This window comes from Lysobacter sp. A289, assembly GCF_054072675.1.
Window position 1 is genome coordinate 1,126,537 of the sequence record NZ_JBSVRN010000001.1, and the last position, 26,707, is coordinate 1,153,243.

Sequence of the window (26,707 nt, forward strand, 5' to 3'; positions counted from 1 at the left end):
GCCGGACCGGGGGTCAGCCGGAAGCGGGTTGCCTGGTGGGTTGCAACTCAGAAGTTGTAGCGCACCGACAGGTAGTAGTTCCGCGGCAGGCCGTAGTAGGCCGTCTGGATGTTGCCGACGCTGGCGAACTCCTGGCCCTCGGTCATGTAGACCTCGTCGGTCAGGTTGCGCACGCCGGCACGGACCTGCCACACGTAGGCCGGAGAATCCCAGACGCCATAGGCGCCGGCCACGGTGTAGGCGTCCTGCTTGAGCACGTCGCGGTTGTCCACCGACAGCCAGGTGTCGGCGCGGTACGAGATGTCCGCGCCCAGGGTCAGCATGCCCGCGCCATCCAGCTGGAAGCCATGCTGCAGCGCGACGCGGCCGGTGAACTCCGGCGAGAACGGCACGTGATCATGGTTCAGCGCCGGGTCGTAGCCGGGGTACGTGGGATCCAGGCGGAAGTCATCGAAGCGTGCGTACTTCGCGTCCAGCCAGCCCAGCTGCGCGCTGAGGGTGGTCGACTCGCCCAGCAACGCGATGCCCTCGAACTCGATACCGCTGATGTCGAGCTCGGCGGCGTTGAGTACCGGGAAGGTGCCGACGTCCTGCGAGACCCGCGCCTGGAAGTCGCTGTAATCACTCTTGAATGCCGCCACGCTGCCGCGCAACCGATTGTCGGCCGAACTCGCCTTCAACCCGACCTCGTAGGTCCAGACGTACTCGGGATCGTATTCGGCGTTCAAGGTGTCATAGACGGTGTTGGCGCGGCCGTTGAAGCCGCCCGACTTGAAGCCACGGTTGGCCGATACGTAGCCCATGACATTGTCGTTGAAGGCTTTCTGCAGGCTCAGCGACGGCGTCACCGCAGTCCAGTCCGCTTCCGCGCTGAAGGCGACACTCTCATCGAGCGCCTGGAACGGCGCGCCCCAGAAGGTGCTGGTGGTGCGGTCATATTCCTTGTTGTCACGGGTCCAGCGCACCCCGGCGGCGAGCGACCAGGTCGGGACAAACTCCCAGCTGGCATGGGCGAACGCGGCCACGCTGGTGCTGGTCAGGTCGTCGTCGATCGTGCGCAGGAAGCTGATCGGCGTGCCCGCCAGCGCAAACAGGTCATCGGCATAGGCCTCCTGGTGCGACGGCACGTTCTCGCGCATGTAGTAGGCGCCGAAAGTGGCCTGCAGGTTGTCGCCGTTGTCGTACTGCAACTGGAATTCCTGGCTGACCTGGTCCTGGTCCAGCGCCACCAGTACGTCGCCGAGCTCGAACTCGGAGGCGTCGATATCGATGAACGAATGGGTCGACAGTTCGCGGTAGGCGCTGATGCTCTTGAAAAGCCACTGGGAATTCAGGTCCCACTCCATCGCCAGCGACGCGCCGGAGTGCTCGAGGCTCTGGCCGTGTCCCGGCGGGGCAAACGAGGTGCGGGAGCGGTAATCCCACTCACCCGTCTCCGCCGGGCGCAGCACGACCGGGCCAAACGCCAGGTCAGTCTGCATCAGCGGCGCCATCGGCCGACCGAGGGTCGGCGCAACGTCCTGCTTGCTGTGATCCAGTGACAACGTGGCGCGGAACCCGTCACTCGGACGGAAGGCGAACTTCGCGCGCAGCGACTGGGTGTCATCGTTGTTGAAGTGACGGCCGGTATCGGGGTCGCGGACGTAGCCGTCGTTGCGGACGAAGGCGCCGGCAAGGCTGGCGGCGACCGTATCGCTCAGCTGGTGGGCGACATAGAAGCGGCTTTCCAGGCGACCGTAGTCACCGGCCGTCAGCTCGACCGAGCCGCCGGTGTAGTCGAACGGATCCTTGGTCGTGACCTTGATTGCACCGCCGGTGGAGTTCTTGCCGTAAAGCGTGCCCTGCGGGCCGCGCAACACTTCAATCTGGGCGATATCGAACAGCGAGAACATCGAGCCGTTGATGCGCGAGTAGTAGATGTCGTCGACATACATGCCGACACCCGGGTCGAAGGTCTGCAGCGCGTCGGGCTGGCCGATACCGCGGATGAACACGTTGGTGCTGTTGGCCGAGCCGCGGCCCTGGACGATATTGAGGTTGGGCACCGCTCCCTGCAGGCCGGTCACGTCACTGGCCTGCAGATCCTTCAGCGAATCCTCGGTGAAGGCGGTAACAGCCACCGGAACGTCCTGGAGCGACTCGGCCCGCCGCCGCGCGGTCACCGTGACCTTGTCCAGCGTCAACGCCTGGTTGTCCGGTACGGCATCCTCGCTCGCCGGGCTTGTGGACGACTGCGCCCAGGCACATGGCGCGAGCAATGCGGCAACGATGGCGACGGTCAATTGCTTGCGGTACATGCGGTGTCTCCCCTGGAAACTGTCGAATACGGATTGCGTGACGGACCCATGCCGTCATGGCTGCAAGATTAGGAGAGGACGCCCGACGGAACAGTTGTACCTTCGGACAATGCCCCGATGGAGGCCCGACGCGGACACTCCATCCCATTGGTCTGGCTTGGGGTGTGGCGTATGGATTTCCTGATCGTGCTGGGCGCACTGGCGTTCCTGATGTTCGTGGCCTACCGCGGTTACAGCGTGATCCTGTTCGCCCCGGTGGCGGCGTTGGGGGCGGTACTGCTGACCGAGCCAAGCCTGGTGGCGCCGATGTTCACCGGTCTGTTCATGGCCAAGATGGTCGGCTTCCTGCAACTGTATTTCCCGGTGTTCCTGCTCGGCGCGATCTTCGGCAAGGTGATCGAGCTGTCGGGTTTCTCCAAGGCAATCGTCGCTGCGACCATCCGAATGTTTGGCGCGAGCCGGGCGATCCTGTCGATCGTGGTCGTCTGCGCGGTGCTGACCTACGGCGGCGTGTCGTTGTTCGTGGTGGTGTTCGCGGTGTACCCGTTCGCCGCGGAACTGTTCCGCCAGAGCGACATCCCGAAACGGCTGATCCCCGGCACCATCGCGCTGGGCGCGTTCACCTTCACCATGGACGCCCTGCCCGGCACGCCGCAGATCCAGAACATCATCCCGACCACCTTCTTCGGCACCAACACCTGGGCCGCACCGTGGCTGGGTACCATCGGCGGCGTATTCATTCTCGCCGTCGGACTGGCCTACCTCGACTGGCGCCGGCGCGTCGCGCTCAAGGCCGGCGAGGGTTACGCGGGTGATGCGGTTCTGGTCAACGAGCCGGTTCCCTTCACCGGCGGCCACCTCGCCAATCCGTTCATCGCGATCCTGCCGCTGGTGCTGGTCGGTGTCGCCAACAAGCTGTTCACGATCTGGATCCCGCGGTTCTATGGCGAGAGTCATTCGTTCGACCCGGCCGTAATCGGCGACGCCGCACCCATCGTGCAGACCATCGCTTCGGTGACCGCGATCTGGGCGGTCGAGGGCGCCCTGCTGGTCGGCATCATCAGCGTGATCGCCTTCGCCTGGAAACCGGTCATTACCAGCTTCGCGACCGGCACCAAGGATGCGATCGGCGGCGCCTTGCTGGCCGGGATGAACACCGCTTCGGAATATGGATTCGGCGCCGTGATCGCCGCCCTGCCCGGCTTCCTGGTCGTCGCGAATGCGCTCAGCACGATCGACGACCCGCTGATCAACGAGGCGGTTACCGTGACGGCGCTGGCCGGCATCACCGGCTCCGCATCGGGCGGCATGGGCATCGCGCTGGCAGCGATGGCAGACACCTTCATCGCCAATGCCAATGCCGCCGGCATCCCGATGGAAGTACTGCACCGTGTCGCCGCGATGGCGTCCGGCGGCATGGACACCCTGCCCCACAACGGCGCGGTGATCACCCTGCTCGCGGTGACCGGTTTGACCCATCGGCAGGCTTACAAGGACATCTTCGCGATCACGATCATCAAGACCCTGGCAGTGATGGTGATCATCGGCGTGTTCTATGCGACCGGGATTGTCTGAGCGGCGCCAATCTGAGAGTCAGGACTTGAGCTGTTGGCAAGTACCAGCGACGTGATATCAACTCATCAACGCGGGCCCAGGACGGTGGCCAGGTCTTCCGGGCGTGGCATCCCGGCGCGGCGCTGCAGCAGCCCTTCGGCATCGAGGAACAGGATTCCGGGTGTTCCCTGGAAACCCATCTCAAGCATCAACAGCTGGTTGGAGTCGAGCTTCTTGCGTACGGCTGCCGGCACCGTTACGGCCGGCTTGATGCCACCGTTCGCGAACGCGCGCTCGTTCTTGACCAATGCCGCTTCGGGTGAAGGCGCGGCAAGTATCGCGGCCACCTTGTTGGCGCTGTCCTGGCGGATAACGCCGACCATGACGTGGCGCAGTTGCACCTTGCCGGAGTCCACCCACGGCCGGGCGGCTTCCCAGAAACGGTTGCAGTAGGGGCAGTTCGGGTCGCTGAAGGTGTAAACCACGCGCGGCGCCGTCGCCTTGCCGTCGGCAATCCAGGTCGAGGCTTCCAGCTTGTCCCAGGAGCGCTCGGTCATCGGCTTCATGACCAGGTCTTTCACCGCTTGCGCACCGACATCCTCACCCTTGGCATTGACCAGAGAGCCGACCAGCGCGTGCTGGCCATCTTCGGTCACGTAGACGGCGATGGGATTCTGGCCAGCCAGGCCGGCATACCCGCTCAGCCCGGATGGCGCGTCGAATTCACCGATGACCTCAAGCCCTTGGGCCTCCAGCGCCTGGATCGGCGCCGGCCGCTCCTGCGCCTGACTGCAACCGGTGACCATCAACAAGGCCGAAGACAGCAACAGCCAGTGTGGGGTAATTCGAGCCATTACGGCATCTCCTCGGAGGGGTCGGCAGGCGCGCCAAGCTCGAAGCGCTGCAGTTTCTGGGTGAGGCTCGCCGCGGACAACTCGCCCATGTGGGTATCGACCAAAGTGCCATTGGCATCGAAGAACAGCGTGGTCGGCAAGCCGCGCGAGCCCACTTCCTGCATCACCGATGAAAAAGGATCCAGCAACACGTTATCCAGCACCAGGCCTTCGGAGCTCAGATAGTCCCGGATCTCGTCGGGCCCTTCGCCCTGATTGACCAGGACGATGCTGACATCGGCGTACTGCTGCTGCGCCTGGGCCAGTGCCGGCATCTCGCGCCGGCACGGCGGGCACCAGGTGGCCCACAGATTGACCACCATCGGCCGGCCGGACATTGCCTGCAGGCTGGTCGAGCCGCCATCCAGGGTGTTGAGCGCCGTGGTTGGCAGTGCTGCCGATGAATGCTGCAGCAGCGTCAGGGCGCCGCCGAGGAACGCCCATGACAGCAGGCCCGCCGCCACACCGGCCGCTAGTGGACGACGCAGTGACGGCAGCTTTCGAATGCGCCAGACACCCCATCCGATCGCTGCGACAATACCGGCCCAGAGGGTAAAACCGCCATCGCCAATGCGTACCATCGACCATGGATCTTCCAGGTATTGCGGCAACCACTGGACGATGAAGGCGACCCGGGCCACGACGACCCCGATGAATGCCATGTCCACGATGATCGAACCTGGATGGGCTGATCCGGAAGGAGTTGATACGGAACTGGCTGATACGGAACCGGTCGCCGGGCCACCATCGACGGTGCGACGGTGCAACCAGCGCGCCGACAGCACGGCGGCCGCCAGCGCAATCAGCAGCACGACCAGTGACATGGGAAATGGACCAACACTAAGCATCCGCCAATGTTGTCGCATGCCGATTAAGTGAGTATTAAATGAGAGTTCTGGTGGTCGAAGATGACGCGCTGATCGCCCGCGGGATCGTCGCGGGCCTGAGGTCGCACGGCATCACCGCAGACGCCGTGGGCACCGCCGGCCAGGCCGAGGCGGCGGCGGCCACCGGGCACCTGGACGTCATGGTGCTCGATCTCGGCCTGCCAGATGCCGATGGCACCGAGTTGCTGCGGCGCCTGCGCGATGCCGGCCATACGCTGCCCATCCTGCTGCTGACGGCCCGTGACGCCGTGGAAGACCGCATCGCCGGTCTCCAGGGCGGCGCAGACGACTACATGGTCAAGCCGTTCGATCTGGGCGAACTGGTCGCCCGTCTGCACGTCCTGTTGCGGCGCGTCGGCGGGCGCAGCGTCAACCTGCTCGAATCGGGCCGGCTGGCGATCGATCCCGCCAGCGGCGAGGCGTGGCTGGCCGGTGAGCCCTTGTCCCTGTCACGGCGCGAAACCGCCCTGCTCACCGCCTTGATGGAAGCCGGCGGCCGCTGCCTGTCCGCCAACCAGATCAAGGACAGCCTGTACGGCTATGAGCAGAATGTCGGCAGCAATGCGGTCAACGTCCACATCCACAACCTGCGGCGCAAACTCGGCGCCGGCGTCGTGGAAACCGTCCGCGGCATCGGCTACCGCTTTGGCGGCATACCGTCATGAGCCCGCTGTCATGAGCCTGCGACTGCGACTGGCGCTGGGTATCGGCCTCGCCCTGACGGTGTTGTGGGTAGCAGCGGCGCTATGGATGCTGCGTGACCTCGACCATAGCCTGCAGCGCACCCTGGATGACCGGCTGGCGATGTCCACGCGCATGGTTTCGGGGCTGATCGAGCAATCGCTAACGCTGCAGGAGGGTGGCAACCTCGCGATCGACCAGGCAGTGACGGTGCCCGGCAACCGCAGCATGGCCTGCCAGGTGCGCTCATTACGCGGCCAGGTCATCGCCACCACCCGCGGTGCCGCCGGGTTGCCGCTGGACGGCAGCACACCGGGCTACGACACCCGCCTGGCCGACGGCACCTACTGGCGCACCTACACCCTGCAGACCGACCACTTCAGCATTACCACGGCCGACCGCATGGACGAACGCGACGAGCTGCGCAAGAACATCGCCCTCGCCGCCGGCCTGCCGTTCCTGATCGCGGCCGTCGGCGGATTGCTCGCGCTGTGGTTCGGGGTTGGCCGGGGCCTGGCACCGCTGGAACGGCTGCGTCGCACCGTCGCCGCCCGCGAACCCGATGCCGTTACACCGCTGGATGCCGGTCCACTGCCCAGCGAGTTGCAGCCGCTGACCGACGCCCTCAACCATCACCTGCGCCACACTGCCGAGGCGATGCAGCGCGAGCGCCACTTCACCAACGACGCCGCGCACGAATTGCGCACCCCACTGACTGCGATCGACACCCACTTGCAGGTCGCTCGGATCACCAGCGGCGAGACGCACGAGCAGGCCCTGGAGGATGCGGAAGAAGGCGTGCACCGCATGCGCTCCACGCTGGAACAGCTGCTGCTGTTGGCGCGGGTCGAAGGACGCGTGTCGTTTGACCAGTCCGAAGCCATTGACGCCAACCAGGTACTCGACCACGCGATCGCCGATGGCACCGAGGGCGCCGCCAAACGCATCGTGCGCCGAGCTGAAGGCGCCGGGGTGATGGTCGCGATACCACCGGCGCTTGCCGTCACCGCGCTGCGCAACCTGACTGACAACGCGGTGCGCTATTCGTCGCCCGACACCGCCGTGGAAGTTGTCATCGACACCGCACCGGGCAGCGTAATTTTCACCGTCATCGACCACGGCCCGGGACTCGGCCCGGATGCCACGCGCGTCAAGGAACGCTTCTGGCGTGGAGGCAACACCGGCGCCGGAACCGGCAGCGGCCTGGGCCTGACCATCGTGGAGGCGATCGCCTGCCGCTACGGCGGGTCACTCGATCTCTCGCCAGGGCGCGACGGCGGCACCAGGGCGCGCCTGACTCTGCCGCGCCCATCGATGCAAGCGTAGCCGTTCGCCCAACATGGACGCGGCCAGGTCGTCCTTGGTGCCTGGCGCCGGTCTGCTACCTGACTCGATGACCACTCTGATCGATAACCACTTCGCCGTCTTCCTTGGCGAACGGACGGGTCACTGCCGGCAGAATGTCGAGCACGACCTCCGAAGGTCGGCACAAGCGGGTGCCCAGCGGCGTTTCCACGAACGGTCGGTTGATCAGGATCGGATCGACCAACATCGCATCGAGCAGTTGCTCGTCCGACAGGGCCGGATCGTCCAGCCCGAGTTCCACGTAGGGCGTGCCTTTCTGCCGCACGGCATCACGCACGCTCAGGCCCGCCGCCGCAATCAGCTCGATCAGGCGATCGCGCGCAGGTGGATCCCGCAGGTACTCGATGATCGTGGGCTCGATGCCCGCATGGCGGATCAGCGCCAGCGTGTTCCGCGAGGTGCCGCAGTTCGGGTTGTGATAGATCATCGCGTTCACGGCCGGTTCCTCAGTTGCAGGTCGATGTGGTTCCGCAACATGCGGCTCGCGCGGGCTGAGCGACTTCGGCATCCAATGTGGTCTCCGCCGAGGTTGCGGGCGCGATCGTCATAACCGGGGGCACGGTAACCGCGCCGGAGGCAGCGGCCAGCGTCGCAGCTGCCAGGTCGCCCTTGCGTTCGCTGTAGCGGTTGGTCAGATAGTCGCTGCGGTCGCGCACCAGCAGGGTGAACTTCACCAACTCCTCCATCACGTCGACCACGCGGTCGTAGTACTGCGAGGGCTTCATCCGCCCGTCGTCGTTGAACTCCTGCCAGGCCTTCGGTACGGATGACTGGTTGGGGATGGTGACCATGCGCATCCAGCGACCCAGTTGGCGCAGCGCGTTGACCACGTTGAACGACTGCGAGCCGCCACACACTTGCATCACCGCCAGGGTCCGGCCCTGGGTCAGGCGCACCCCGGCCAGCTCCAGCGGCAGCCAGTCGATCTGGTTCTTGAACACTGCCGTCATCGCGCCATGGCGCTCCGGGCTCACCCAGACCTGGCCTTCGGACCACTGCGACCATTCGCGCAGTTGCTGCACCTTGGGGTGGTCCGCACCCACACTGTCCACCATCGGCAGGTCGTGCGGGTCGAACACCCGGGTTTCCGCGCCGAAGTGGCGCAGCAGCCTCTCTGCTTCCAGCGCGAGCTTGTGGCTGACGGACTGCGGCCGCAACGCGCCGTACAGGATCAGGATCCGTGGCGGGTGCGTCGCCCCGTGAAGACCAAGCTTGTCATGGGCGGGGATGTCCACCGCCGCTGGGACAAGATTGTCGAGGTCGGATGTCGTCGAGGTGGTTGCTTCATTCGGTTTCATTCCAGTATTCTAGAAACATGGAACTAAAGAATGCAACCACCGCATTGGCCGCCCTGGGGCAAACCACGCGGCTGTCCGTCTTCCGCCTACTGGTCGAGGCCGGTCCCGAGGGGCGGATGCCCGGCGAGATCGCCGAAACGCTATCGCTGCCGGGGGCGACCTTGTCGTTTCACCTCAAGGAACTCACCGCGGCAGGCCTGATACAGGGCCAGGCGCAAGGTCGCCACATCTGCTATCGCGCCGATTTCGACGCCATGAATGGCCTGATCGAATTCCTGACGCACAACTGCTGCAACGGCGACCAGAGTCGCTGTCTCCCGGTCTCCCGCCCCTCTCTCAAGGGTGCGCAGAAAGTGGGCAAGGTCTGAGCCGTGCTGGTTGCGCTGCTGATCTTCGTCGCCACCATCGTCCTGGTCATATGGCAGCCGAAAGGTTTGGGCGTTGGCTGGAGCGCCATGCTGGGTGCCGCATTGGCACTACTGACCGGCGTGGTGGGGCTAGCGGATATCGCAACGGTCTGGGGATTTGTCTGGAACGCCACGTTCACTTTCGTGGCGGTGATTATCATCAGTTTGGTGCTGGATGAAGCCGGGCTTTTCGAGTGGGCAGCGCTGCACGTGGCGCGCTGGGGCAAGGGCAGCGGGCGCAGGCTGTTCACGTACCTCGTGCTGCTCGGCGCGGCAGTGGCGGCGCTGTTTGCCAACGATGGTGCCGCGCTGATCCTGACCCCGATCGTGATCGCCATGCTTCTGGCGCTCAGGTTCACTCCGGCGGCCACGCTGGCGTTCGTGATGGCGGCCGGGTTCATAGCCGACACCGCCAGCCTGCCGCTGGTCGTTTCCAACCTGGTCAACATCGTCTCGGCGGACTACTTCGATATCGGCTTTGCCGAATATGCCTCGGTCATGGTGCCGGTCAACCTGGTCTCCGTTGCCGCGACGCTGGGCATGCTGATGTGGTTCTTTCGCCGCGACATCCCGGACAACTACGACGTGACCCAGTTGAAGGACCCTCGATCGGCGATTGTCGACCGCACCACCTTCAACGCAGGCTGGGGGGTGTTGGTGCTCCTGCTGGTGGGATTCTTCGGGCTGGAGAGGATTGGCGTGCCCATCAGCGCGGTGGCTGGCGCCGGGGCGCTGGTACTGCTGGGGGTGGCGGCGAAGGGGCACGTGATATCGACCCGCAAGGTCGTCCGGGAAGCGCCGTGGCAGATCGTGGTGTTCTCGCTCGGCATGTACCTGGTGGTGTATGGCCTGCGCAATGAGGGCTTGACCGACCATTTGGCGAAGCTGCTGGACGTTTTTGCCGGTTACGGCTTGTGGGGAGCGACGATCGGCACCGGCCTGCTGACGGCGTTCCTGTCTTCGGTCATGAACAACATGCCCACCGTGCTGGTTGGCGCGCTATCCATCGACGCCAGCCAGGCCGAAGGGGCCGTGCGCGAGGCGATGATCTACGCCAACGTCATTGGCAGCGACCTGGGTCCGAAGTTCACCCCGATCGGCAGCCTGGCCACGTTGTTGTGGTTGCACGTGCTGGCACGCAAGAACATCAAGATCACCTGGGGCTATTACTTCAAGGTCGGTGTCGTCCTGACGCTCCCGGTGCTGCTCGTGACCTTGGCGGCTTTGGCGATCCGGCTGAGTCTTGCGTGATGCGCCACCTGGCGACTTGAAACCACCTCTTGTACCCATTCCTGGAGATCGAGCACATGAGCATCCGCGTTGGCATCAACGGCTTCGGCCGCACGGGCCGCCTCACCTTGCGTGCGGCATGGGGCGACCCGACCATCGAGTTCGTGCAGATCAATGATCCCGCCGGCGATCCGGCCACGCTCGCGCACCTGCTGGCATTCGACTCGGTGCACGGGCGGTGGGGTCGCGCGATCGAGACCGACGGCGATGCGCTGGTCATCGACGGCCAGCGCATCCCGGTCACGCGCAACAAGGACCTCGCCGCCACCGACTGGTCGGGGTGCGACGTGGTGATCGAGGCCTCAAGCAAGTTCCGCAAGCCCGACGTGCTGCAGCCCTATCTCGACCAGGGAGTGAAGCGCGTGGTGGTGACCGCGCCGGTCAAGGCCGCCGGCACGCTCGACATCGTCATGGGCGTCAACCACGACCGTTTCGATCCGGCCGTGCATCGCATCGTCTCCGCCGCCTCGTGCACCACCAACTGCCTGGCACCGGTGGTCAAGGTGATCCATGAAGGCCTTGGCATCCGCCACGGCAGCCTGACCACGATCCACAGCCTGACCAACACCCAGACCATCGTCGACGCGCCGCACAAGGACCTGCGCCGGGCGCGCTCGTGCGGTAGCAGCCTGATCCCGACCTCAACCGGCTCGGCGACCGCGATCGCGGAGATCTTTCCCGAACTGCGCGGCCGGCTCTACGGCCATGCGGTGCGCGTTCCCCTGACCAGCGCCTCGCTGACCGACTGCGTGTTCGAGGTCGAACGCCCGACCACCGTCGAGGAAGTGAACGCGATGCTGGAGGCGGCCGCTGAAGGCGAACTGGCCGGCATCCTCGGCTTTGAAACGCGCCCACTGGTCTCGATCGACTATCAGACAGACCCACGCTCCAGCATCATCGACGCGCTGTCCACGCTCGTCATCAACGGCACCCAGGTCAAGATCTATGCCTGGTACGACAACGAGTGGGGCTACGTGAACCGCACCGCCGAGCTGGTGCGCCTGGTCGGCAGCGCGGATCGCTGACCATGCTCGCGCGCCTCTCCCCGGACGTGCGCCAGTACCTGCTGATCACCGGCAACTACTGGGCGTTCACCCTGACCGACGGCGCCTTGCGGATGCTGGTGGTGCTGCATTTCCACCAGCTCGGCTACAGCCCGTTGCAGGTGGCGATGCTGTTCCTGTTCTACGAGATCTTCGGGGTGGTCACCAACCTGGTCGGGGGCTGGCTGGGCGCCCACGTCGGGCTCAACCGCACCATGAACGTCGGCCTGGCGCTGCAGGTGGTCGCCCTATCGATGCTGCTGGTGCCGGCGCCGTGGCTGGTGGTGCCGTGGGTGATGGCGGCGCAGGCACTGTCGGGCATCGCCAAGGACCTCAACAAGATGAGTGCCAAGAGCAGCATCAAGCTGCTGGTGCCGAACGACCAACAGGGGGCGTTGTACCGCTGGGTCGCCGCATTGACCGGATCGAAGAACGCACTCAAGGGCGTCGGCTTCTTCCTGGGTGGCGCGCTGCTCACGACCGTCGGGTTCGCACCGGCAATCGCGATCATGGCCGCAGGCCTGGCCTTGGTGTGGCTGCTTAGCATGTCGCTACTCAAGCGCGACCTGGGCAAGGCCAAGTCGAAGCCGAAATTCCGCGACATCTTTTCCAAGAGCCGCGCGATCAACCAGCTGTCGGCCGCGCGCATGTTCCTGTTCGGCGCCCGCGACGTCTGGTTCGTGGTGGCCCTGCCGGTATTCCTGTCCGCCTCGCTGGGCTGGGATTTCTGGCAGGTCGGCGGCTTCCTCGCGGCCTGGGTGATCGGCTATGGCGTGGTGCAATCGCTCGCGCCATACGTGACCGGTCACCGAAGCGGCAAGGTGCCCGATGGCCGCTCCGCGCTGGGTTGGGCGACCGTGCTGGCGCTGGTGCCCGCCGCGATGGCGATGCTGTTGATCCAGGGCGCATCGCCACAACTGATATTGGTCGCGGGGCTGACGGTGTTCGGGGTGCTGTTCGCTATCAACTCGTCCCTGCACAGCTACCTGATCATCAGCTATGCAGCCGAGGACGGCGTATCGCTCGACGTGGGCTTCTACTACATGGCCAACGCGATGGGCCGGTTGCTGGGCACGGTGTTGTCAGGCTGGGTATTCCAGAGTTACGGCATGGCCGCATGTCTGTTGGTGTCCGCCGGGCTGGTCGCGATCGCGGCGCTGGCGTCGATCACATTGCCTCGGCACGACCGCCAGGACGCACCCTCGCGGTGATGCAGGTCTGCGGCGGCTCGCAGTCGTTCAACGTGGTCAACAGCCTGGCCGAAGCGCGCGAGTTGACCAGGCAAGCAGCTGTTACCGAATCCTCGTGAAAACGGGAGCGGCGCGCGACGCCGATGAAACTCCGCAAGCAGGCGTATCGCTCATCAATCCAGCTTGCCGACCTCCTCGCCCAACGCGTTGCCCTGCGGCGTGACCAGATACCACTCGCCCCACTCATCATCGCGCTCGTGCCCCAGCGTGCTGCCCGGCCGCGTGTCTCCCACGTAGTGGTACAGCGGGTGGCCGTTGTAGGTGATCTGTTTGGACCCGTCGGCGCGATCGATGGTGCCGACCAGTACCGGTGCGAGGTTGCCGCTGACGGTCGGCGCGGTAGTCGGCGGGAACAGCGGTGCCCACTGGCGCAGGCAGGCATCGACGCACTGGTTGCCATCGGTATCGCCTTCCAGCAGGTAGACCGCACGACGGCTGTCGTCGGCCACGTAATCGGCCGGCCCGCCGACGGACATCACCGTCAAGCTGCCTGAGGCCGACGCGGCATCGGTCACCAGGGTGCCGCCCTCGCCCACGATTGATGGGGTTTCATCGGTTGCCTGTGCGGGCGACGGATCCCCCAACGAGTTGCCTTCGCCGGGCTCGTTGCAACCGGCCAGACTGATGGCCAGTGCGACGCTCAACCATGCGGCCATCGCGACCGGACCCACGCGGGCCCAGTCCACCTTGCGTGAAATCGTCACGACATCTCCTTGCGCGAACCTCGCGTCCGCCTTGCAACCGACACTGCGGTCGTTGCATCGAGTGATAGACGGGCCGGCGTTAAGACCCGGTCGAGACCCAGTGACCGCTGATGATCACCACGGCTCCCGCAAGGATCAGCCCGCCGCCAAGCAGGTCGAACACTCCCGGCCGCACGCCATCCACCGCCCACAGCCACACCAGCGCGGTGGCGACATACACCCCGCCATACGCCGCATACACCCGACCGGAGGCCACCGGGTGCAAGGTCAGCAACCACGCGAACGCCGCCAAGCTGAGCGCCGCCGGTATCAGCAGCCACGCCGCACCTTCCGGCTTGCGCCACATCAGCACCAGCCAGCAACCGACGATCTCGGCGACGGCGGTCAGGGTGAACAGGCCGAGGGTTTGCAGAAGCGGCATCAGGTTTTTCTCGATGAGGAAGGCGACTAATCGCTTGCCGTGGCAGATGTTTTACGCCGACGCGGCTTGGCCGGTTTGGCGACGGGCAGCAGCGAGGTCAGTTGCTGGTAGCGCTCGAACAGGAAGGCCACGCGCTCCGCGTCGGTGTTGAAACGACGCTTGCCGTAAGCCGCATCCACTGCACGGTCGAGCGCCTGGTGCGCCTTGACCAGCGTCGGCGGCATCGTGGTCGGGTCGTAGAGATCGGCCAGGGTGCTGTCGGGGAAGGCGGCGCGGGCATCGAGCACGGTTTGGGCGGCGGATTCGATTTTCGCAACATGCTTCGGTCGGTCGGTCGGTCGGTCGGTCGGTCGGTCGGTCGGTCGGTCGGTCGGTCGGTCGGTCGGTCGGTCGAGAGATCGTCTGGCCACGGGAAATTGTTGTAGACGATGCCGGCGGAATAGCGGTAGTCGCTTTTAAGACGCCCGCAAACGGCACGCACCCATGCCATGTGCATGGTTGAGTTAAGCACCCCGAAGTGGAACTTGTCTGCGTTCAACGCAACTAGTACCAAATTGCTGCAGAACGTGCTGGCTGGCTCGAACCCGATGGGAATGAAATTTCGGCGTTCAGACGACACCGAAGGAATTACAAGTTGAGGTTCGGTGGAGAATTTTTCTACGTGGAACCGTGTCGGGGTCGCAGCAAGCTGAAGGGCGCTTGTACCGACTTTGATTTCCTTCTCCGGTTTCGCACGTTTGGCACGTCGCTTCCCGAGTCTGAAGTCTCTAACGGCTTCAACGACTTCCCTTGCCTTCGGCATCTGCCGTAGATCGGTTGGTGTTGCGTCTCCCAGCCACAAACACCAGCGATGCCAACCATTGATGAACTCATCCGCGCCCAGCCAACGACGAAAATACGGTTCTGCCTGTGGTTCCTCCCGGAGAAAAGCCACTTTCTCGTCGTCGGTAAACAGGAAATAGCCACCATCGATTGGCTTGTTGCCAATCCCTATCCTTGGCACGTCGCATAGCGGATTGGTTCGGCTCGGCAACACCATGTCAGCCGCATCCACCAGATACGGGTTGATGTTCGCCGCCACGATCTCGTGTGGCTCCGCCCGTAGCGTGGCGTAGTCGAACAACCGTTTCGGGGCCATCTGCTCGCGCCCACAGCCGACGATCACGCAGTGCACCGCCGCCATGCCCCGTGCCTCGTTGTTCCACTGGAACGTGCGATGGGCGAACTGGATGTGGAAACCCCGCGCCAGCATCGCGCTCCAGAGCACCCCAACCTGCTCGCCCTGCGTGATCGAGTTGGTCGATACAAAGGCGCAACGGATATCGCTGCCTTCGGCCACGTAGTCGGCGGCCTTCAGGTACCACGCGGCCACGAAATCCAACACCCCGGCGCCCTTCAGACCGCCGGCTATCGCCAACAGGTCGGCACGCTGGTCCTGCGACATCAGCTTGGAACCCACGAACGGCGGATTCCCCAGGATGTAATCCAGCTCCGCCGCCGGCACCACGTCGTTCCAGTCGATCCGCAGCGCATTGCCGTGCACGATCGTTGCCGACTTCCTCAGCGGCAACCGCTCGAACGGGTTGCCGAACATCTCGCTGACCCGCAGGTTGACCTGATGGTCGACCAACCACAGCGCCAGCTGCGCGATCTGGGCGGGGAACTCTTCGATCTCGATGCCGTAGAACTGGTCGACGTTGCACTTGATCAGCAGCCGCGGGTCGGTGACCTGCCCGGCCTCCTGGTCCTTCTGGTACAGCAAGTCGATGACGTCCAGCTCCAGCAGTCGCAGCTCGCGGTAGGCGATGACCAGGAAGTTGCCGCAGCCGCAGGCCGGGTCAAGGAACGTGAGGCCGGCGATCTTCTCGTGGAATTCGTGCAACCTCGCGCGGCTGGATTTCACCTTGTCGAACTGAGCGCGCAGGCCGTCGAGGAACAGCGGCCCGATCAGCTTGAGGATGTTCTTCTCGCTGGTGTAGTGCGCGCCGAGGTTGCGCCGCGCCTTGGCGTCCATGATCGACTGGAACAGCGCGCCGAAGATCGCCGGGCTGATCTCGCTCCAGTCCAAGCCGCAGGCATCGAGCAGGCGCTCGCGCATGCGGGCGTTGAACGCCGCCGGCGACAGGCGCTCCTCGAACAGCTTGCCGTTGACGTAGGGGAAGCCGGCCAGTTGCGCGTCAAGGTTGTTTTGGCGCTGCTCGGGCGCAGTGTCGAGCACGTCGAACAGGGTGGCAAGGTGACCACCGAGATCGCTACCGTCCTCGGCGGTGCGCTGCTCGATGTAGTCTTGGAAGCGCCGACGCGGCTCGTAGATGCCGGTGTCCTCGGCGAACAGACAGAACAGCACGCGCACCAGCAGCACTTCGAGCTTGTGGCCGGTGTAGCCGTCGTCCTTGAGCGCGTCGTGCAGCTTGCCCATGCGCTCGGCGGCCTTGATGTTGACCGGGTCCTGGTCCTTGAAGACGCGCGACTGATAGCCGGCGACGAATCCGAACAGGCGAATGTTGCGGTGCAGTTCCTTCAGCGCGAAGGCGTGCTGCTCGCCGGTTTCCAGGTCGTGCAGGCGGAAGTGCGCGAAGTCCGAGACCAGCACGTAGCGCGGCAGGTCGCGGTCCTTGAGGCCCGGGAAGTAATCGCGGGCCTGGCCGTAGGCACGGTCCAGATCTTTGCCGCGCGACTTGTGCTCGACCAACAGGATGCCCTTCCACAACAAGTCGATGAAACCGCCGGAGCCGTCCTCGCGCTTGATCGGCACCTCGAAGCTGGCGATGCGGCGACGATGCACGCCGAATACTTCGAAGAACGCATCCCAGAAGGACTTGGCCTCGGCGTTCTCGGACGCCTCCCCTTCCCACTCCTTGGAAAAGGCGATGGCGCGGGTCTTGATCTCGTTCCAGCTCAGCGGCATTGCGGCTCCCCTTGTTGGCCCGAGGATACGTCAGCGCCAATCATGGGGCCGCGGTTCTCCGCGTAATGAACCTGTAAGCGATGCTTACAGGTTGCCTGCATCCTGCCGCTCTCGGAACCGATGAACCGTCAAGGATTGCTTGACAGTTGCCTCCCCGGGAGAGGGGGAGAGCCATGGCCCGACCTCCTGTATGACAGGCGTCAGCATCAATCCAGCGATCAATCTCTGGTGAAAGAAAAACGGCCCGGTGTGACCCGGGCCGCTGTGCTACTACGGACGCGTTGCGTGGGCGGTCAGTCTTGCGCGCTCTGGTAGTGCGTCATGTAACGACTGGCAGCAACCGCATAGGCCGCACGGGTCACGCCCTTGGTCGGATCGAAGTACGCGTGCAGGGTCGGCTCCAGGTCGTACGGCCCCTGCCTGACCACGAAGCGGGCGTTGATCAGCCCGAGGTCGAGCGCCAGTTGCACGTAGCCGCGCAATACCACGGGGATCGACGCGGCATCCTCGACCGGGATGCGCTGGCCAAGGTAGAACGCGGTCAGTTCGCCGCTGAACCCACGCGCTTCCTCCTGCAACGCCAGGCTCTGCACCAGCGAGTAGGCCAGGCTGACCCGGCTGACGTTGTCGTCGGGCCGGAACTTGCCGTTGAGCACGCCCATCACGCCGGCCTGCGACTGGCCCAGGTCGCGCAGTCCACCGCCGGTGGCGACCGCGGACTCCGCGAACGGATATGCCGCGTCGTGGACGCTCAGGTCGGTGAAGCTCGGCTTGCGATCCAGTGGCAGCTGCTGGCGCACGCTGGTACCCATCAGCAGGTACTGCGCCACCTCGGCGCGCTTGAGGAAGGCGTCGGGACGGAAACGGCGGTCGGAATCGCCGTCGACCAGGCGGTTGGCGACGGCGAACTCGATCGCCTTGCGTGCCGGATGGGTGGCGACGTCGTTCATGCCGATGTAGCCACCGCTGTTGAGGAAGCTGATGTCGCCGTTGACGGTTCCCGGCGCGCCGTAGCCGTTGGTGACCTTGGCCGGGTCGAGCGCGAGCCCGGACACCGAACCGACGCCGCGCACGGTGACGCGCCAAACGCCCTCCTTGGCCGGTGCACCGGTGGTGACGGTGTCGCCGAGCACCGGCAACGAGATCGCCGAGCCGTACTGCACGCCGTCCGGATCGATCAGCACCAGCGCCAGGGTGTTCTCGCCGATGGTGGCGCGGACGCTGACGAAGGCGACCTCGGGGCCGACATTGAACGCCTGCTCCTCGACCGGCCCAACCGGGGCGAAGTCGATCGAGAACGGGATCGGGTCGGCGCCCGGGGCGAGCAGCGCGTTGGCGTTGAACTCGCGCAGGCCGTTGACGGTTGCGCCGAAGTCGTTGCGCATGTCGGCGGACTCGGCGACCGCGGCATAGGCGTTGAGGTGACCCATGCCGGCCTCCCACGGCAAGCGGCCGGTCATGTTGGTGGCGGTGCGCTCGATGATGTCCTTGACCTGCGCCGGTGTGAGGTTCTGGTTGGCCTCCAGCATCAACGCGACCACGCCGGCAACGTGCGGGGTGGCCATCGAGGTGCCGCTCATGTGGCTGTAGAACGGCAGGTGCGCCGGCGCCAGGTTGTTGGCGTCGTACTCGGCGGCTAGCGCCGGCAGCGCGCCGGTCAGGGTGCGGGTGGACACGATGTCGACGCCGGTGGCAACCACCGTCGGCTCGTTGATGTAGGTCCACTCGATGCCGTCGGGCATCGTGAAGCTGCCGATCTCGCCGCGCTTGCCGCGCGAGGAGAAGCCGGTGAGCACGCCGTCCTTCTCGCCCGCGCCGACCGAGATCACCCACGGGGCTTGGGCATACGGGTTGTGGGTGTCCTCGCCGGAGCCATCGTTGCCGGCGGCGAACACGCTGACGATGCCGCGCTTGTAGAGCTCATACGTGGCGACGTTGACCGGGTTGAGCGGCGCGAACTTGCCGGAGCTGCCCCAGGAGTTGCTGGTGACGCGGATCGGGTGGTCGTAGCTGAACTGGTTGGTGGCGGCGTAATCGAGCCCGCCCACCGCATCGAGGATCAGCAGCACGGCGCCCGAGCCGTAGCCGACCAGGTCCGCGCCCGGCGCGACACCGCGGTACAGGCCATTGGACTTGGCGCCGGTGCCGCCGATGGTGCCGGCGCAATGAGTGCCGTGGCCCGAACCCCAGTCGGTGTTGGGGACACCCTCGGTGTAGGTGATCGGCAACATCGTGTCGTACGCCGCCAGGTTGGTCACGCCCTGGGTGTTCTGCACCAGGTGCTCGCCAAACTTGATGTCGTCGTGGGTGCCGTCGACACCGGAATCGTTGACCAGCACGGTCACGCCGGCGCCGCTGAACGGGATCGCCCGGTTGTAGTCGCCCGGGCTTCTCACGGCGCGCTCGGCGCCGGAAATCTGCCGTGCTTCCTTGTTGAAATACTGCAGCGGAGCGTTGAAGTAGATCGAGGCGACATCATCGCGCTGGGCCAGCGCGCGGATCTCGGCCGGGGTCGCCAGCGCACCGGCGATCGGCAGCGTGCGCATCAGCACGCCCTGGTCGATGCCGAGTGAATTGAGCACGGCGACCTGGCCGGCCGTGACCGGACCGGACTGCTCGTAGCTGACCACGATCTGCAACTGGTCGGTGGGCAGCGCATCCTGCATGCGCGAGCTCAGTTCCGGGTCGAGCTGGGCGTCGGCGAGGGCGACACCACTGGCAAGCAGGCCGGCGGCGATGGCGCAGATGCGGAAAGTGCGGCGCTGAATGGGGGATCGGGTTCTGGAAGACATGGAGAGCTCCGGGAAAAATCGCCGCAGGTTTGGGGCGAACCCGAGTATTCGCAGCGTTGCGCCCGGTTGCCCATCCGGAATTGCCCCCAGCCGTACTGGGGGAAATCACCCAGCGCACGCGAGGCACACGCCTGAGTGATTTCCCCTAGAGACTCGGGCCACTGATCAGGCTAGGGTAGGCAGGCTGATGCCCTGGAGTAATGACGATGTCGAGATTTTCGTTGGTTTCAAAACTGTTGGCTGTGGCGGCACTGCTGTTCGGCGCCGGCCAGGTCTCGGCGCAATCGATCGCGGTCCCGGTGCAGGTCGACGTCAGCGGCAACACCGCGATTATCGAGATCGGCAGCGGCAGCGAGCCGTTGGCGGAACTCATCCTCACGTTCGACGATGCCAGCGGACTCAGTGCCTCCAGCCTCGGTGTCAGCGCGCAGCTGGTGAACGTCAGCGATCCCACCCTGCTCATCCGCCTGCCCGGCCAGACCCTGACTCCGCTTGATCCGGCGTTGCCGCTCTTGATCACGGTGGAACCGCCGGCCCTGGGCGGGCTCAGCTTCAATCGCACGGTGCGGGCCGAAGTCCACACCCACGCCCTGCCCTACACGGCGGGCAGCTCGCTGCGATTGCTGAAGGCGCCATTGAACGGCGCGTTCCGCGACATCACCGATGAAATCGCGCCGGGCAGCGTGCGCGCGCGCGGCACCACGGGGGGCTTCTCGCAATTCCTGGTGGTGACCGACCTGCGTGAGACCGGTGTGGTGCTGGATCAAAAGTTCTCGTGGTTGCGCGCGCGGATCGCCGCCCTCCCCTCGAGCGAGCGAGCTGCCTTCGATACGTACCTCGATGCTGCCGAGTCCGCCGTCGCCAACAGCGATTACGCCGACGCGATCGGCGCGCTGGACGAGATCCGTGCACGCGCCTCGGCCCGCGCCGGTCATGGCCTGACCCAGCAGTGGCGTGCCACCCGGGACGTGGAAAACCAGGCCGGCGAGATCATCGCCGGTGCCGCGACCCTCAAGTACAGCGTCGCCTATCTACGCGACTACGGGCAGTAGCCGGGACGCTCGCGGCTCCGGGTTCCGGGCCGTCCCCAGGTGGTGCGGCTGCGCGCGCTCCAGCCCCCCGATACCGCGGTAAGATGCCTGAATGCAGGCACGACTGATCGCCTACCCGCCCGACGCCGCCGCCGTCATTCGTCTGGCCCGACCCGACCAGACGCTGCGGATCGGCCGCGTGTGCGAGAACGATCCGGCGGAGTATCTCGTCCTGGACCACCCGTCGGTGTCGCGCGCGCATGCTGAGTTGCATGGCGACGCCGGCCGTTGGCGGCTGGTCGATCTTGGCAGCAAGAACGGCAGCCACGTCGATGGCATCGCGATCAGAAACGCCCGACTGGAGCGCACTTGCTGGCTGCGCTTCGGCGACATCCATTGCGAGTTCGACCTGCTCACCGAGGCCGAGGCCGAAGCCTTCGAACGCGACCGCCACCTACGCCGCCAAGTCGCCACCGCGCACACCACCCGCATCGAGAAACTCACCCGCTTCGGCGACTTGCTCGACGCCAGCCTGAGTGCAGTGCTGGGACTGGCGCATTGCGAACGCGGCTTCGTGCTACTCAACGACGGCACCGACTTCGTGGTGAGCGCGAGCCACTCGCTGGCACCCGCGGCGCTGGCAAGTCGGTCATTCTCCGGCAGCGTAGGCGCCGTGCGGCGTGCGCTGGACCAGCGACGCATCGTGGTCGCCAACGATATCGGCCGCGAGGCCTGGCTGGCAACGCGCGAGTCAGTGGTAGCGGCCGGGCTCAGCGCGCTGGTGTGCCTGCCATTGATGGATGAGGACCGGGTACTCGGAGCGATCTACGCCGACCGCGTCGCGCCCGGCCCGGCGATCAGCACGCTCGACCTGGAACTGTTGCAGGCCTTCGCCGAGAACGCAGCGGTGTGGATATCGGCACGCCGGACCAGCGAACAACTTGACCTCCAGTCCGGTGCGCTGGCCCGGGGGGATGCCGGCCGGAACGGCGCCGATGGGAATCACGCCGGTTGGAGCCGGATCATCGCCGCCCACCGTCAACCGGACGACACAGACGCATGATCCCTCCAGGCGGCAACTCCGACCCGCCCGCCGGCGACGCCCCGGCCAGCAACGCCACCGCCACCGGCGTGTACGCCCAACTGAACCTCGCGCCAGGGATCGTGCTGGCCGACCGCTTCCGGCTCGAGTCGATCCTCGGCATTGGCGGCATGGGCGTGGTCTATCGCGCCACCGACCTGACCCTCGACGTGCCGGTCGCACTGAAGCTGCTGCGTCCGGAACTGGCGCAGCGCGCCGACGCGTTCGACCGGTTCCGCGACGAACTGCTGCTGGCGCGGCAGGTTTCCCACCCGCACGTGGTGCGCATCCACGACCTCGCCCGGCACGGCCAGCACTGGCTGATCAGCATGGACTTCGTCGACGGGACTTCGCTGGACCATCGGATCGACAAGCAAGGCCCGCTCGCGGTGGAGGAAGCCCTGCAGGTGACGCGCCAGCTCGCCGAAGGCCTTGCCGCCGCGCACGCCAAGGGCGTGGTGCATCGCGACCTGAAGCCGGCCAACGTGCTGCTCGACGCGCAGGACAATGCCTACATCAGCGATTTCGGCGTGGCCCGCTCGCTCATCACCAGCGGCCTGACCCAGTCGGGCACGGTGGTTGGCACCCCGGATTACCTTTCCCCCGAGCAGGCCCGAGGCGACCCGGTCGATGCGCGCAGCGACCTGTATGCCCTGGGCCTGATCCTGTACGAGATGCTGGCCGGCAAGCCACCGTTTGGCGGCGGCACCATGGCCGAGGTGCTGGCACAACGCATCGTGAGCACCCCGCAACCGATCGTCCGGCACCGACCCGAGGTGCCGGCGTGGGTCGCGCGCCTGCTCGACAAGCTGTTGCGTCCACAGCCGGCACACCGCTTCCAGAGCGCGGCCGCGGTTGTGCTCGCGATCGACACGCGCGAAGTGCCCCGCGAGCTTCGGCTGTCCCGCGGGGTCGGTTGGGGGCTGGCGGCGATGCTTGCGCTCGCGCTCGGCGTTGGCGGGTGGTGGTTGCAGCACGAGCCCGGCCCGGTTATCGCCGCTTCGCCACCGTTGCAACGCTTGCTTGTATTGCCGATCGAGCATGCGGGCGATGGCAGCTCGTCGGCCGACACGCTCGCACCGAAGCTTGCCGGACTCAGCGCGCACCTGCGCGATGCGCTGGCGGCGATCCCCGGCTTCGCCGTGGTCGATGGCGAACGCACCCAACAGGCCCTGCGCCAGCTCGACCCCGCCGGCGCCGCGCGGCCGGACGTCGCCGGCTTGCGCACCATCGCCGCCGCACAACGGGTGCTGCAACCCACGCTGGTGGCCGAGGACGGCCGCTGGCACCTGCGCGCGCAACTGCATTCCGGAACCGCCGCGCCCGTGGTCATCGATGGACCGGCCGCCGATGGTTCCGCCACCGCGCTGCGCGCGTGGGCCGACCAGGCCAGCACGCGGCGGGCGCTCGGCTTGCGCGACGGCGCTTCCATCCGTCTGACCCTGCCCACCGAATCCGGGGCATTGGACGCCCATGGCGCCGGCCTGCTCGCGCGCCAGGGCGGCAAGCTCGACGAGGCACTGGAGAAGCTGCGCGCTGCCACCACGTCCGCCCCAGGCTATGCCGCCGCGTGGCTGGCGCAGGCCGAGACAGCGCTGGCGATCGGTGAACTCGATACCGCGTTCGACGCGATCGAGCACGGCCAGCGTGCCGCAATCGACGCGCCGGCAAGCCTGCGCCGACGCTTCGCCGCCGAACTCGCGCTGCTTGAAGGCAATCCGACCGCCGCCGTCGCCGAGTGGCGCGCGCTGCTCGCCGCAACCCCGGACGACACCTTTGCCGAGCTGCAACTCGCACGTGCGCAGGGCGCTGGCGGCGACTTCAGCGCCGCCGTCGAAGGCCTGCAGACCCTGGTCCAACGCGATGCCAATGACCCGCGCGCGTGGTTCGAACTGGGCAAATTCACCCTGCTCAGCGGCGACGCCCAGCGAGCGGTCGACGACCACCTCGTGCGCGCGCTGGTGCTCTATAAGCGCAGCCGCGACGCCTATGGCGAGGCCGAGACCGTCAACGCGCTCGGCATCGGTTACGCCCGCCTTGGCCAGACCGCCGATGCCATCGAGCAGTACCGCAAGGCCGTGGACCTGCGCCGCGCCGTCGGCAACCGCCGCGGCGTCGCGACCAGCCTGCGAAATCTCGCCAATGCGCTGGCACTGACCGGGCGGTTCGACGAAGCCGCGGACCACCTGGAGCAGGCCCGCGCGCTGCATGCCGAACTCGGCGACCAGGAGGGACTGGCGGCCACCGAGAACGAGCTGGGCCTGCTGGCCGAGGAACGCGGCGACTACCGCGGCGCGCTCGCGGCGTACCGGCGCGCGCTGCAGATCTGGCAGCGCGCCGGCGACGTGCACGGCAACGCGCAGGCGCTCAACAACATCGGCTTCGCGCATTACCAGCTCGGTGCCTACAACGACGCCCAGGTCTACTGGCAACAAGCCGCCGAGGCCTACGCCGAGCTCGGTTCGCTGACGGGCCAGATCCGCACCGAGCAGAACCTGGGCCTGCTCGCCACCGCCCGCGGGCACTGGGATGACGCACGACGCCGGTTGAAGCAATCGCTGACCAGCGCAGAGCAACAGCAAATGCCGGAGGAGGCTGCGGTCAGCCGCCGCAACCTGGCCGAACTCGAATTGCTGCAGGGCCACCTGGCCGCGGCGATCGAACAGACCCACAAGGCCGAAACGCTGTTTCGCCAACGCGAGGACCAGCGCGGCGTCGCCGATGCCGGGCTGCTCCGAGCCCGGGCGTTGCTGGCGGCCCACGCCGATACCGAGGCGCGGGCGCTGCTCGACGCGCTGCAACCGACCTTGGCGCAGGCCTCGACCGAGCAACGCGCGATCGCGCAATTACTGCGTTCGAAACTTGCCACGCGCACCAACGGCGCGACGCCGGCCACCGCCATGCTGCGGCAGGCCCGGGAATGGGCGGCGAACTCCGGCGTGCGCCATCTACAGTTGCAGATCGCGTTGCACGAGGCACGCGCCGGCATCGTCGACGGCGAAGACCTCGACGCCGCCACCACGACGCTCGGCCATGCCGGCCTGCGGTTGGGCTGGCTCGAATGGGCGATGCAACGAGCGCTCGGCAATGGTGACCCGACGGCTGCGCTCGCCGCCTACCGCGAGGCGCAGGGGTTGCTGCGCGGCGGCGACTTCCAGCACGCCTGGCAGGTCCATCGGCTCGGTGCCGAGGCGCACACCGCCAGCGGCAACACCGCCGAGGCCGGGCACGCACAAGCCCGTTCCCGCGATGCATGGATCAAGTTGCGCGAAGGATTGCCCGAGTCCCTGCGCGCCGGCTTCGACCAATCCGCGCAACCCGCCGAGAAGGAACTGCCGCGTTGAGCGGGAAGGATCTCGATCAGGATCTGTCGCTGCTGGCGATCCGCGAGCAGTACCAGCGCCTGCTGCAGCGACTGGAAGCCAACGAGCGCGAATTCCGCCGGCTCGGGCGCTCGGTGCTGCGCGTGCAGGAGGACGAGCGGCGCCGGCTCGCGCGTGAACTGCATGACGGCATCGGCCAGAACCTCACCGCGCTCAAGCACCGCCTGGCCCAACTCGGCGACGGCCTGCCGGCGGACCCGGCCCTGCGCGCCCAGCTCGAGGCCGCGATCGCCTTGTGCGGCGACACCCTCGACGACACCCGCGAACTGTCGCGCCTGCTGCGTCCGCCGATCCTCGACGACCTCGGGCTTGCACCGGCACTGCAATGGCTGGCGCGCAGCCAGGGCGAAACCAGCCAGCTGTCGATCACGGTCGAGATGGAGCCGCTGCCGGCGCTCGACGACGACCTGCAGACGCTGCTGTTCCGCATCACCCAGGAAGCGCTCAACAACGTCGCCCGGCACGCGCAAGCCGACAACGTACTTGTGCGCCTGGTCGTGCGCGGCGGCTGGTTGCAGTTGCAGGTGGTCGACGATGGCCGCGGTTGCGATCCGGAAGTCGCCCTGCGCAGCGGCGGCAGTGGCCTGGGCGGCATGCGCGAGCGCCTGCACCTGCATGGCGGCCGGCTGGACCTGCACTCGTCGCCCGGCAACGGTGCCCGCATCCGCGCGGTCATCCCGCTTGACGCCGACTGATCACTCACGCACGTTAGCGTGATGGGGAATATCCGCGTCCTGATCGCCGACGACCACACTCTGGTCCGCGAAAGCCTGGTCGGTCTGCTGCAAGCCGATGGCGACGTGCAGGTGGTGGCGCAGGCCGCCAACGGCCTGGAGACGCTGGAGCAGGCGGCGGCGACCCATCCGGATATCGTCGTCACCGACCTCACAATGCCCGGGCTCAACGGGATCGAGGTCGTGCGCCGCCTGCGCGAATCACTGCCGAACACCAAGGTGCTGGTGCTGACCATGCACCAGGAGGACGAGTACGTGCTGCAGGCGGTGCGCGCCGGTGCTTCGGGTTACCTGGTCAAGGACAGCGCGGCATCGGAATTGCTGGCCGCGGTGCGCAGTCTGAAGCTCGGCCGCAGCTACTTCGGCCCGCAGGCGTCGAAGGCGCTGGCCGAGCAACTGCAGCATCCCGAGCGCGTGGTCGACGATCCCTACGGCCGCCTGACCCCGCGCGAGCGCGAGGTGTTCCACCTGATCGCCGAAGGCCTGACCACCAAGGAGATCGCACGCAAGCTCGGGACCAGCACCAAGACCGCGGAGAACCACCGCACCCGCGTGCTGGGAAAACTGGGGGTGCGCAACACCGCCGAACTGGTGCGCTACGCGCTGCGGCGCGGGTTGCTGGATTAGAACGCAGCCCGCCGGCTGTTCGGCGGACGACGCAGCGCGGCCAGCGACAGCGGCAGCCACC

At 66.3% G+C, this 26,707-nt stretch carries 21 protein-coding genes and 2 pseudogenes; 13 read left to right on the forward strand and 10 right to left on the reverse strand.

Annotation, left to right across the window (positions count from 1 at the left end):
- Positions 1 to 47: 47 nt before the first annotated feature.
- Positions 48 to 2,297 carry a TonB-dependent receptor gene (locus ACW5DN_RS05090; RefSeq protein WP_456961660.1) on the reverse strand — a complete coding sequence of 750 codons (2,250 nt, stop codon included), beginning with the start codon at positions 2,295 to 2,297 and terminating at the stop codon, positions 48 to 50.
- Positions 2,298 to 2,468: 171 nt separating this feature from the next.
- On the opposite strand from ACW5DN_RS05090, the gene ACW5DN_RS05095 reads away from it, so the two are divergent.
- A complete protein-coding gene (locus ACW5DN_RS05095) occupies positions 2,469 to 3,872 on the forward strand; it encodes a GntP family permease (protein ID WP_456961661.1) in 1,404 nt (467 codons plus the stop codon).
- A 65-nt stretch (positions 3,873 to 3,937) separates the two neighbouring features.
- Here ACW5DN_RS05095 and dsbG read toward each other — a convergent pair whose 3' ends face one another.
- Positions 3,938 to 4,705, reverse strand: a complete 768-nt coding sequence (gene dsbG / locus ACW5DN_RS05100; protein ID WP_456961662.1) for a thiol:disulfide interchange protein DsbG — start codon at positions 4,703 to 4,705, stop codon at positions 3,938 to 3,940.
- Positions 4,705 to 5,568: a redoxin family protein gene (locus ACW5DN_RS05105; protein WP_456961663.1), complete on the reverse strand. Its 864-nt coding sequence runs from the start codon at positions 5,566 to 5,568 to the stop codon at positions 4,705 to 4,707. Before ACW5DN_RS05105 ends, dsbG begins: the two co-directional genes overlap by 1 nt.
- Before the next feature lie 62 nt (positions 5,569 to 5,630).
- On the opposite strand from ACW5DN_RS05105, the gene ACW5DN_RS05110 reads away from it, so the two are divergent.
- Together ACW5DN_RS05110 and ACW5DN_RS05115 are read left to right on the forward strand one after the other, a co-directional pair.
- The gene (locus tag ACW5DN_RS05110) at positions 5,631 to 6,296 is read left to right on the forward strand and encodes a response regulator (protein ID WP_456961664.1); all 666 of its coding nucleotides are present in this window, start codon (positions 5,631 to 5,633) and stop codon (positions 6,294 to 6,296) included.
- Positions 6,297 to 6,306: 10 nt separating this feature from the next.
- A complete protein-coding gene (locus ACW5DN_RS05115) occupies positions 6,307 to 7,638 on the forward strand; it encodes an ATP-binding protein (protein WP_456961665.1) in 1,332 nt (443 codons plus the stop codon).
- 55 nt (positions 7,639 to 7,693) lie between these two features.
- Here the strand turns inward: ACW5DN_RS05115 and arsC are convergent, their stop codons facing one another.
- Together arsC and arsH are read right to left on the reverse strand one after the other, a co-directional pair.
- Positions 7,694 to 8,113 (reverse strand): arsenate reductase (glutaredoxin), encoded by a 420-nt coding sequence (arsC, locus tag ACW5DN_RS05120; RefSeq protein ID WP_456961666.1) that lies wholly within the window; start codon positions 8,111 to 8,113, stop codon positions 7,694 to 7,696.
- A 10-nt stretch (positions 8,114 to 8,123) separates the two neighbouring features.
- Positions 8,124 to 8,975: an arsenical resistance protein ArsH gene (gene arsH, locus ACW5DN_RS05125; RefSeq protein ID WP_456961667.1), complete on the reverse strand. Its 852-nt coding sequence runs from the start codon at positions 8,973 to 8,975 to the stop codon at positions 8,124 to 8,126.
- A 17-nt stretch (positions 8,976 to 8,992) separates the two neighbouring features.
- On the opposite strand from arsH, the gene ACW5DN_RS05130 reads away from it, so the two are divergent.
- From ACW5DN_RS05130 to ACW5DN_RS05150, 5 genes and pseudogenes are all read left to right on the forward strand, one after another.
- Positions 8,993 to 9,343 carry an ArsR/SmtB family transcription factor gene (locus ACW5DN_RS05130; protein WP_456961668.1) on the forward strand — a complete coding sequence of 117 codons (351 nt, stop codon included), beginning with the start codon at positions 8,993 to 8,995 and terminating at the stop codon, positions 9,341 to 9,343.
- 3 nt (positions 9,344 to 9,346) lie between these two features.
- The gene (locus ACW5DN_RS05135) at positions 9,347 to 10,633 is read left to right on the forward strand and encodes an arsenic transporter (protein ID WP_456961669.1); all 1,287 of its coding nucleotides are present in this window, start codon (positions 9,347 to 9,349) and stop codon (positions 10,631 to 10,633) included.
- 56 nt (positions 10,634 to 10,689) lie between these two features.
- The gene (locus tag ACW5DN_RS05140; RefSeq protein WP_456961670.1) at positions 10,690 to 11,697 is read left to right on the forward strand and encodes an ArsJ-associated glyceraldehyde-3-phosphate dehydrogenase; all 1,008 of its coding nucleotides are present in this window, start codon (positions 10,690 to 10,692) and stop codon (positions 11,695 to 11,697) included.
- A gap of 2 nt (positions 11,698 to 11,699) precedes the next feature.
- Complete coding sequence (gene arsJ / locus ACW5DN_RS05145; protein ID WP_456961671.1) at positions 11,700 to 12,926, forward strand: organoarsenical effux MFS transporter ArsJ; 1,227 nt, start codon at positions 11,700 to 11,702, stop codon at positions 12,924 to 12,926.
- A pseudogene (locus ACW5DN_RS05150) lies at positions 12,893 to 12,974 on the forward strand (arsenic resistance protein ArsH); the annotation flags it as partial. The gene arsJ and the pseudogene ACW5DN_RS05150, both read left to right, overlap by 34 nt.
- A 104-nt stretch (positions 12,975 to 13,078) precedes the next feature.
- Here ACW5DN_RS05150 and ACW5DN_RS05155 read toward each other — a convergent pair.
- The 5 genes and pseudogenes from ACW5DN_RS05155 to ACW5DN_RS05175 form a co-directional block, all read right to left on the reverse strand.
- Positions 13,079 to 13,669 (reverse strand): COG4315 family predicted lipoprotein, encoded by a 591-nt coding sequence (locus ACW5DN_RS05155; RefSeq protein ID WP_456961672.1) that lies wholly within the window; start codon positions 13,667 to 13,669, stop codon positions 13,079 to 13,081.
- A gap of 79 nt (positions 13,670 to 13,748) precedes the next feature.
- Complete coding sequence (locus ACW5DN_RS05160; protein ID WP_456962964.1) at positions 13,749 to 14,081, reverse strand: YnfA family protein; 333 nt, start codon at positions 14,079 to 14,081, stop codon at positions 13,749 to 13,751.
- Between the two features lie 35 nt (positions 14,082 to 14,116).
- A complete protein-coding gene (locus tag ACW5DN_RS05165; protein WP_456961673.1) occupies positions 14,117 to 14,500 on the reverse strand; it encodes a type IIL restriction-modification enzyme MmeI in 384 nt (127 codons plus the stop codon).
- Between the two features lie 2 nt (positions 14,501 to 14,502).
- A pseudogene (locus ACW5DN_RS05170) lies at positions 14,503 to 16,998 on the reverse strand (class I SAM-dependent DNA methyltransferase); the annotation flags it as partial.
- A gap of 293 nt (positions 16,999 to 17,291) precedes the next feature.
- Positions 17,292 to 19,790 carry a S8 family serine peptidase gene (locus ACW5DN_RS05175; RefSeq protein ID WP_456961674.1) on the reverse strand — a complete coding sequence of 833 codons (2,499 nt, stop codon included), beginning with the start codon at positions 19,788 to 19,790 and terminating at the stop codon, positions 17,292 to 17,294.
- Between the two features lie 206 nt (positions 19,791 to 19,996).
- On the opposite strand from ACW5DN_RS05175, the gene ACW5DN_RS05180 reads away from it, so the two are divergent.
- From ACW5DN_RS05180 to ACW5DN_RS05200, 5 genes are all read left to right on the forward strand, one after another.
- Positions 19,997 to 20,842: a DUF6689 family protein gene (locus ACW5DN_RS05180; RefSeq protein WP_456961675.1), complete on the forward strand. Its 846-nt coding sequence runs from the start codon at positions 19,997 to 19,999 to the stop codon at positions 20,840 to 20,842.
- Positions 20,843 to 20,933: 91 nt separating this feature from the next.
- Positions 20,934 to 21,884 (forward strand): GAF domain-containing protein, encoded by a 951-nt coding sequence (locus ACW5DN_RS05185; RefSeq protein ID WP_456961676.1) that lies wholly within the window; start codon positions 20,934 to 20,936, stop codon positions 21,882 to 21,884.
- Complete coding sequence (locus ACW5DN_RS05190) at positions 21,881 to 25,246, forward strand: protein kinase domain-containing protein (protein ID WP_456961677.1); 3,366 nt, start codon at positions 21,881 to 21,883, stop codon at positions 25,244 to 25,246. The genes ACW5DN_RS05185 and ACW5DN_RS05190 overlap by 4 nt, the downstream gene beginning before the upstream one ends.
- Positions 25,243 to 25,980: a sensor histidine kinase gene (locus tag ACW5DN_RS05195; protein WP_456961678.1), complete on the forward strand. Its 738-nt coding sequence runs from the start codon at positions 25,243 to 25,245 to the stop codon at positions 25,978 to 25,980. The genes ACW5DN_RS05190 and ACW5DN_RS05195 overlap by 4 nt, the downstream gene beginning before the upstream one ends.
- Positions 25,981 to 26,001: 21 nt before the next feature.
- Positions 26,002 to 26,646 (forward strand): response regulator, encoded by a 645-nt coding sequence (locus ACW5DN_RS05200; RefSeq protein ID WP_456961679.1) that lies wholly within the window; start codon positions 26,002 to 26,004, stop codon positions 26,644 to 26,646.
- Positions 26,647 to 26,707: the final 61 nt, after the last annotated feature.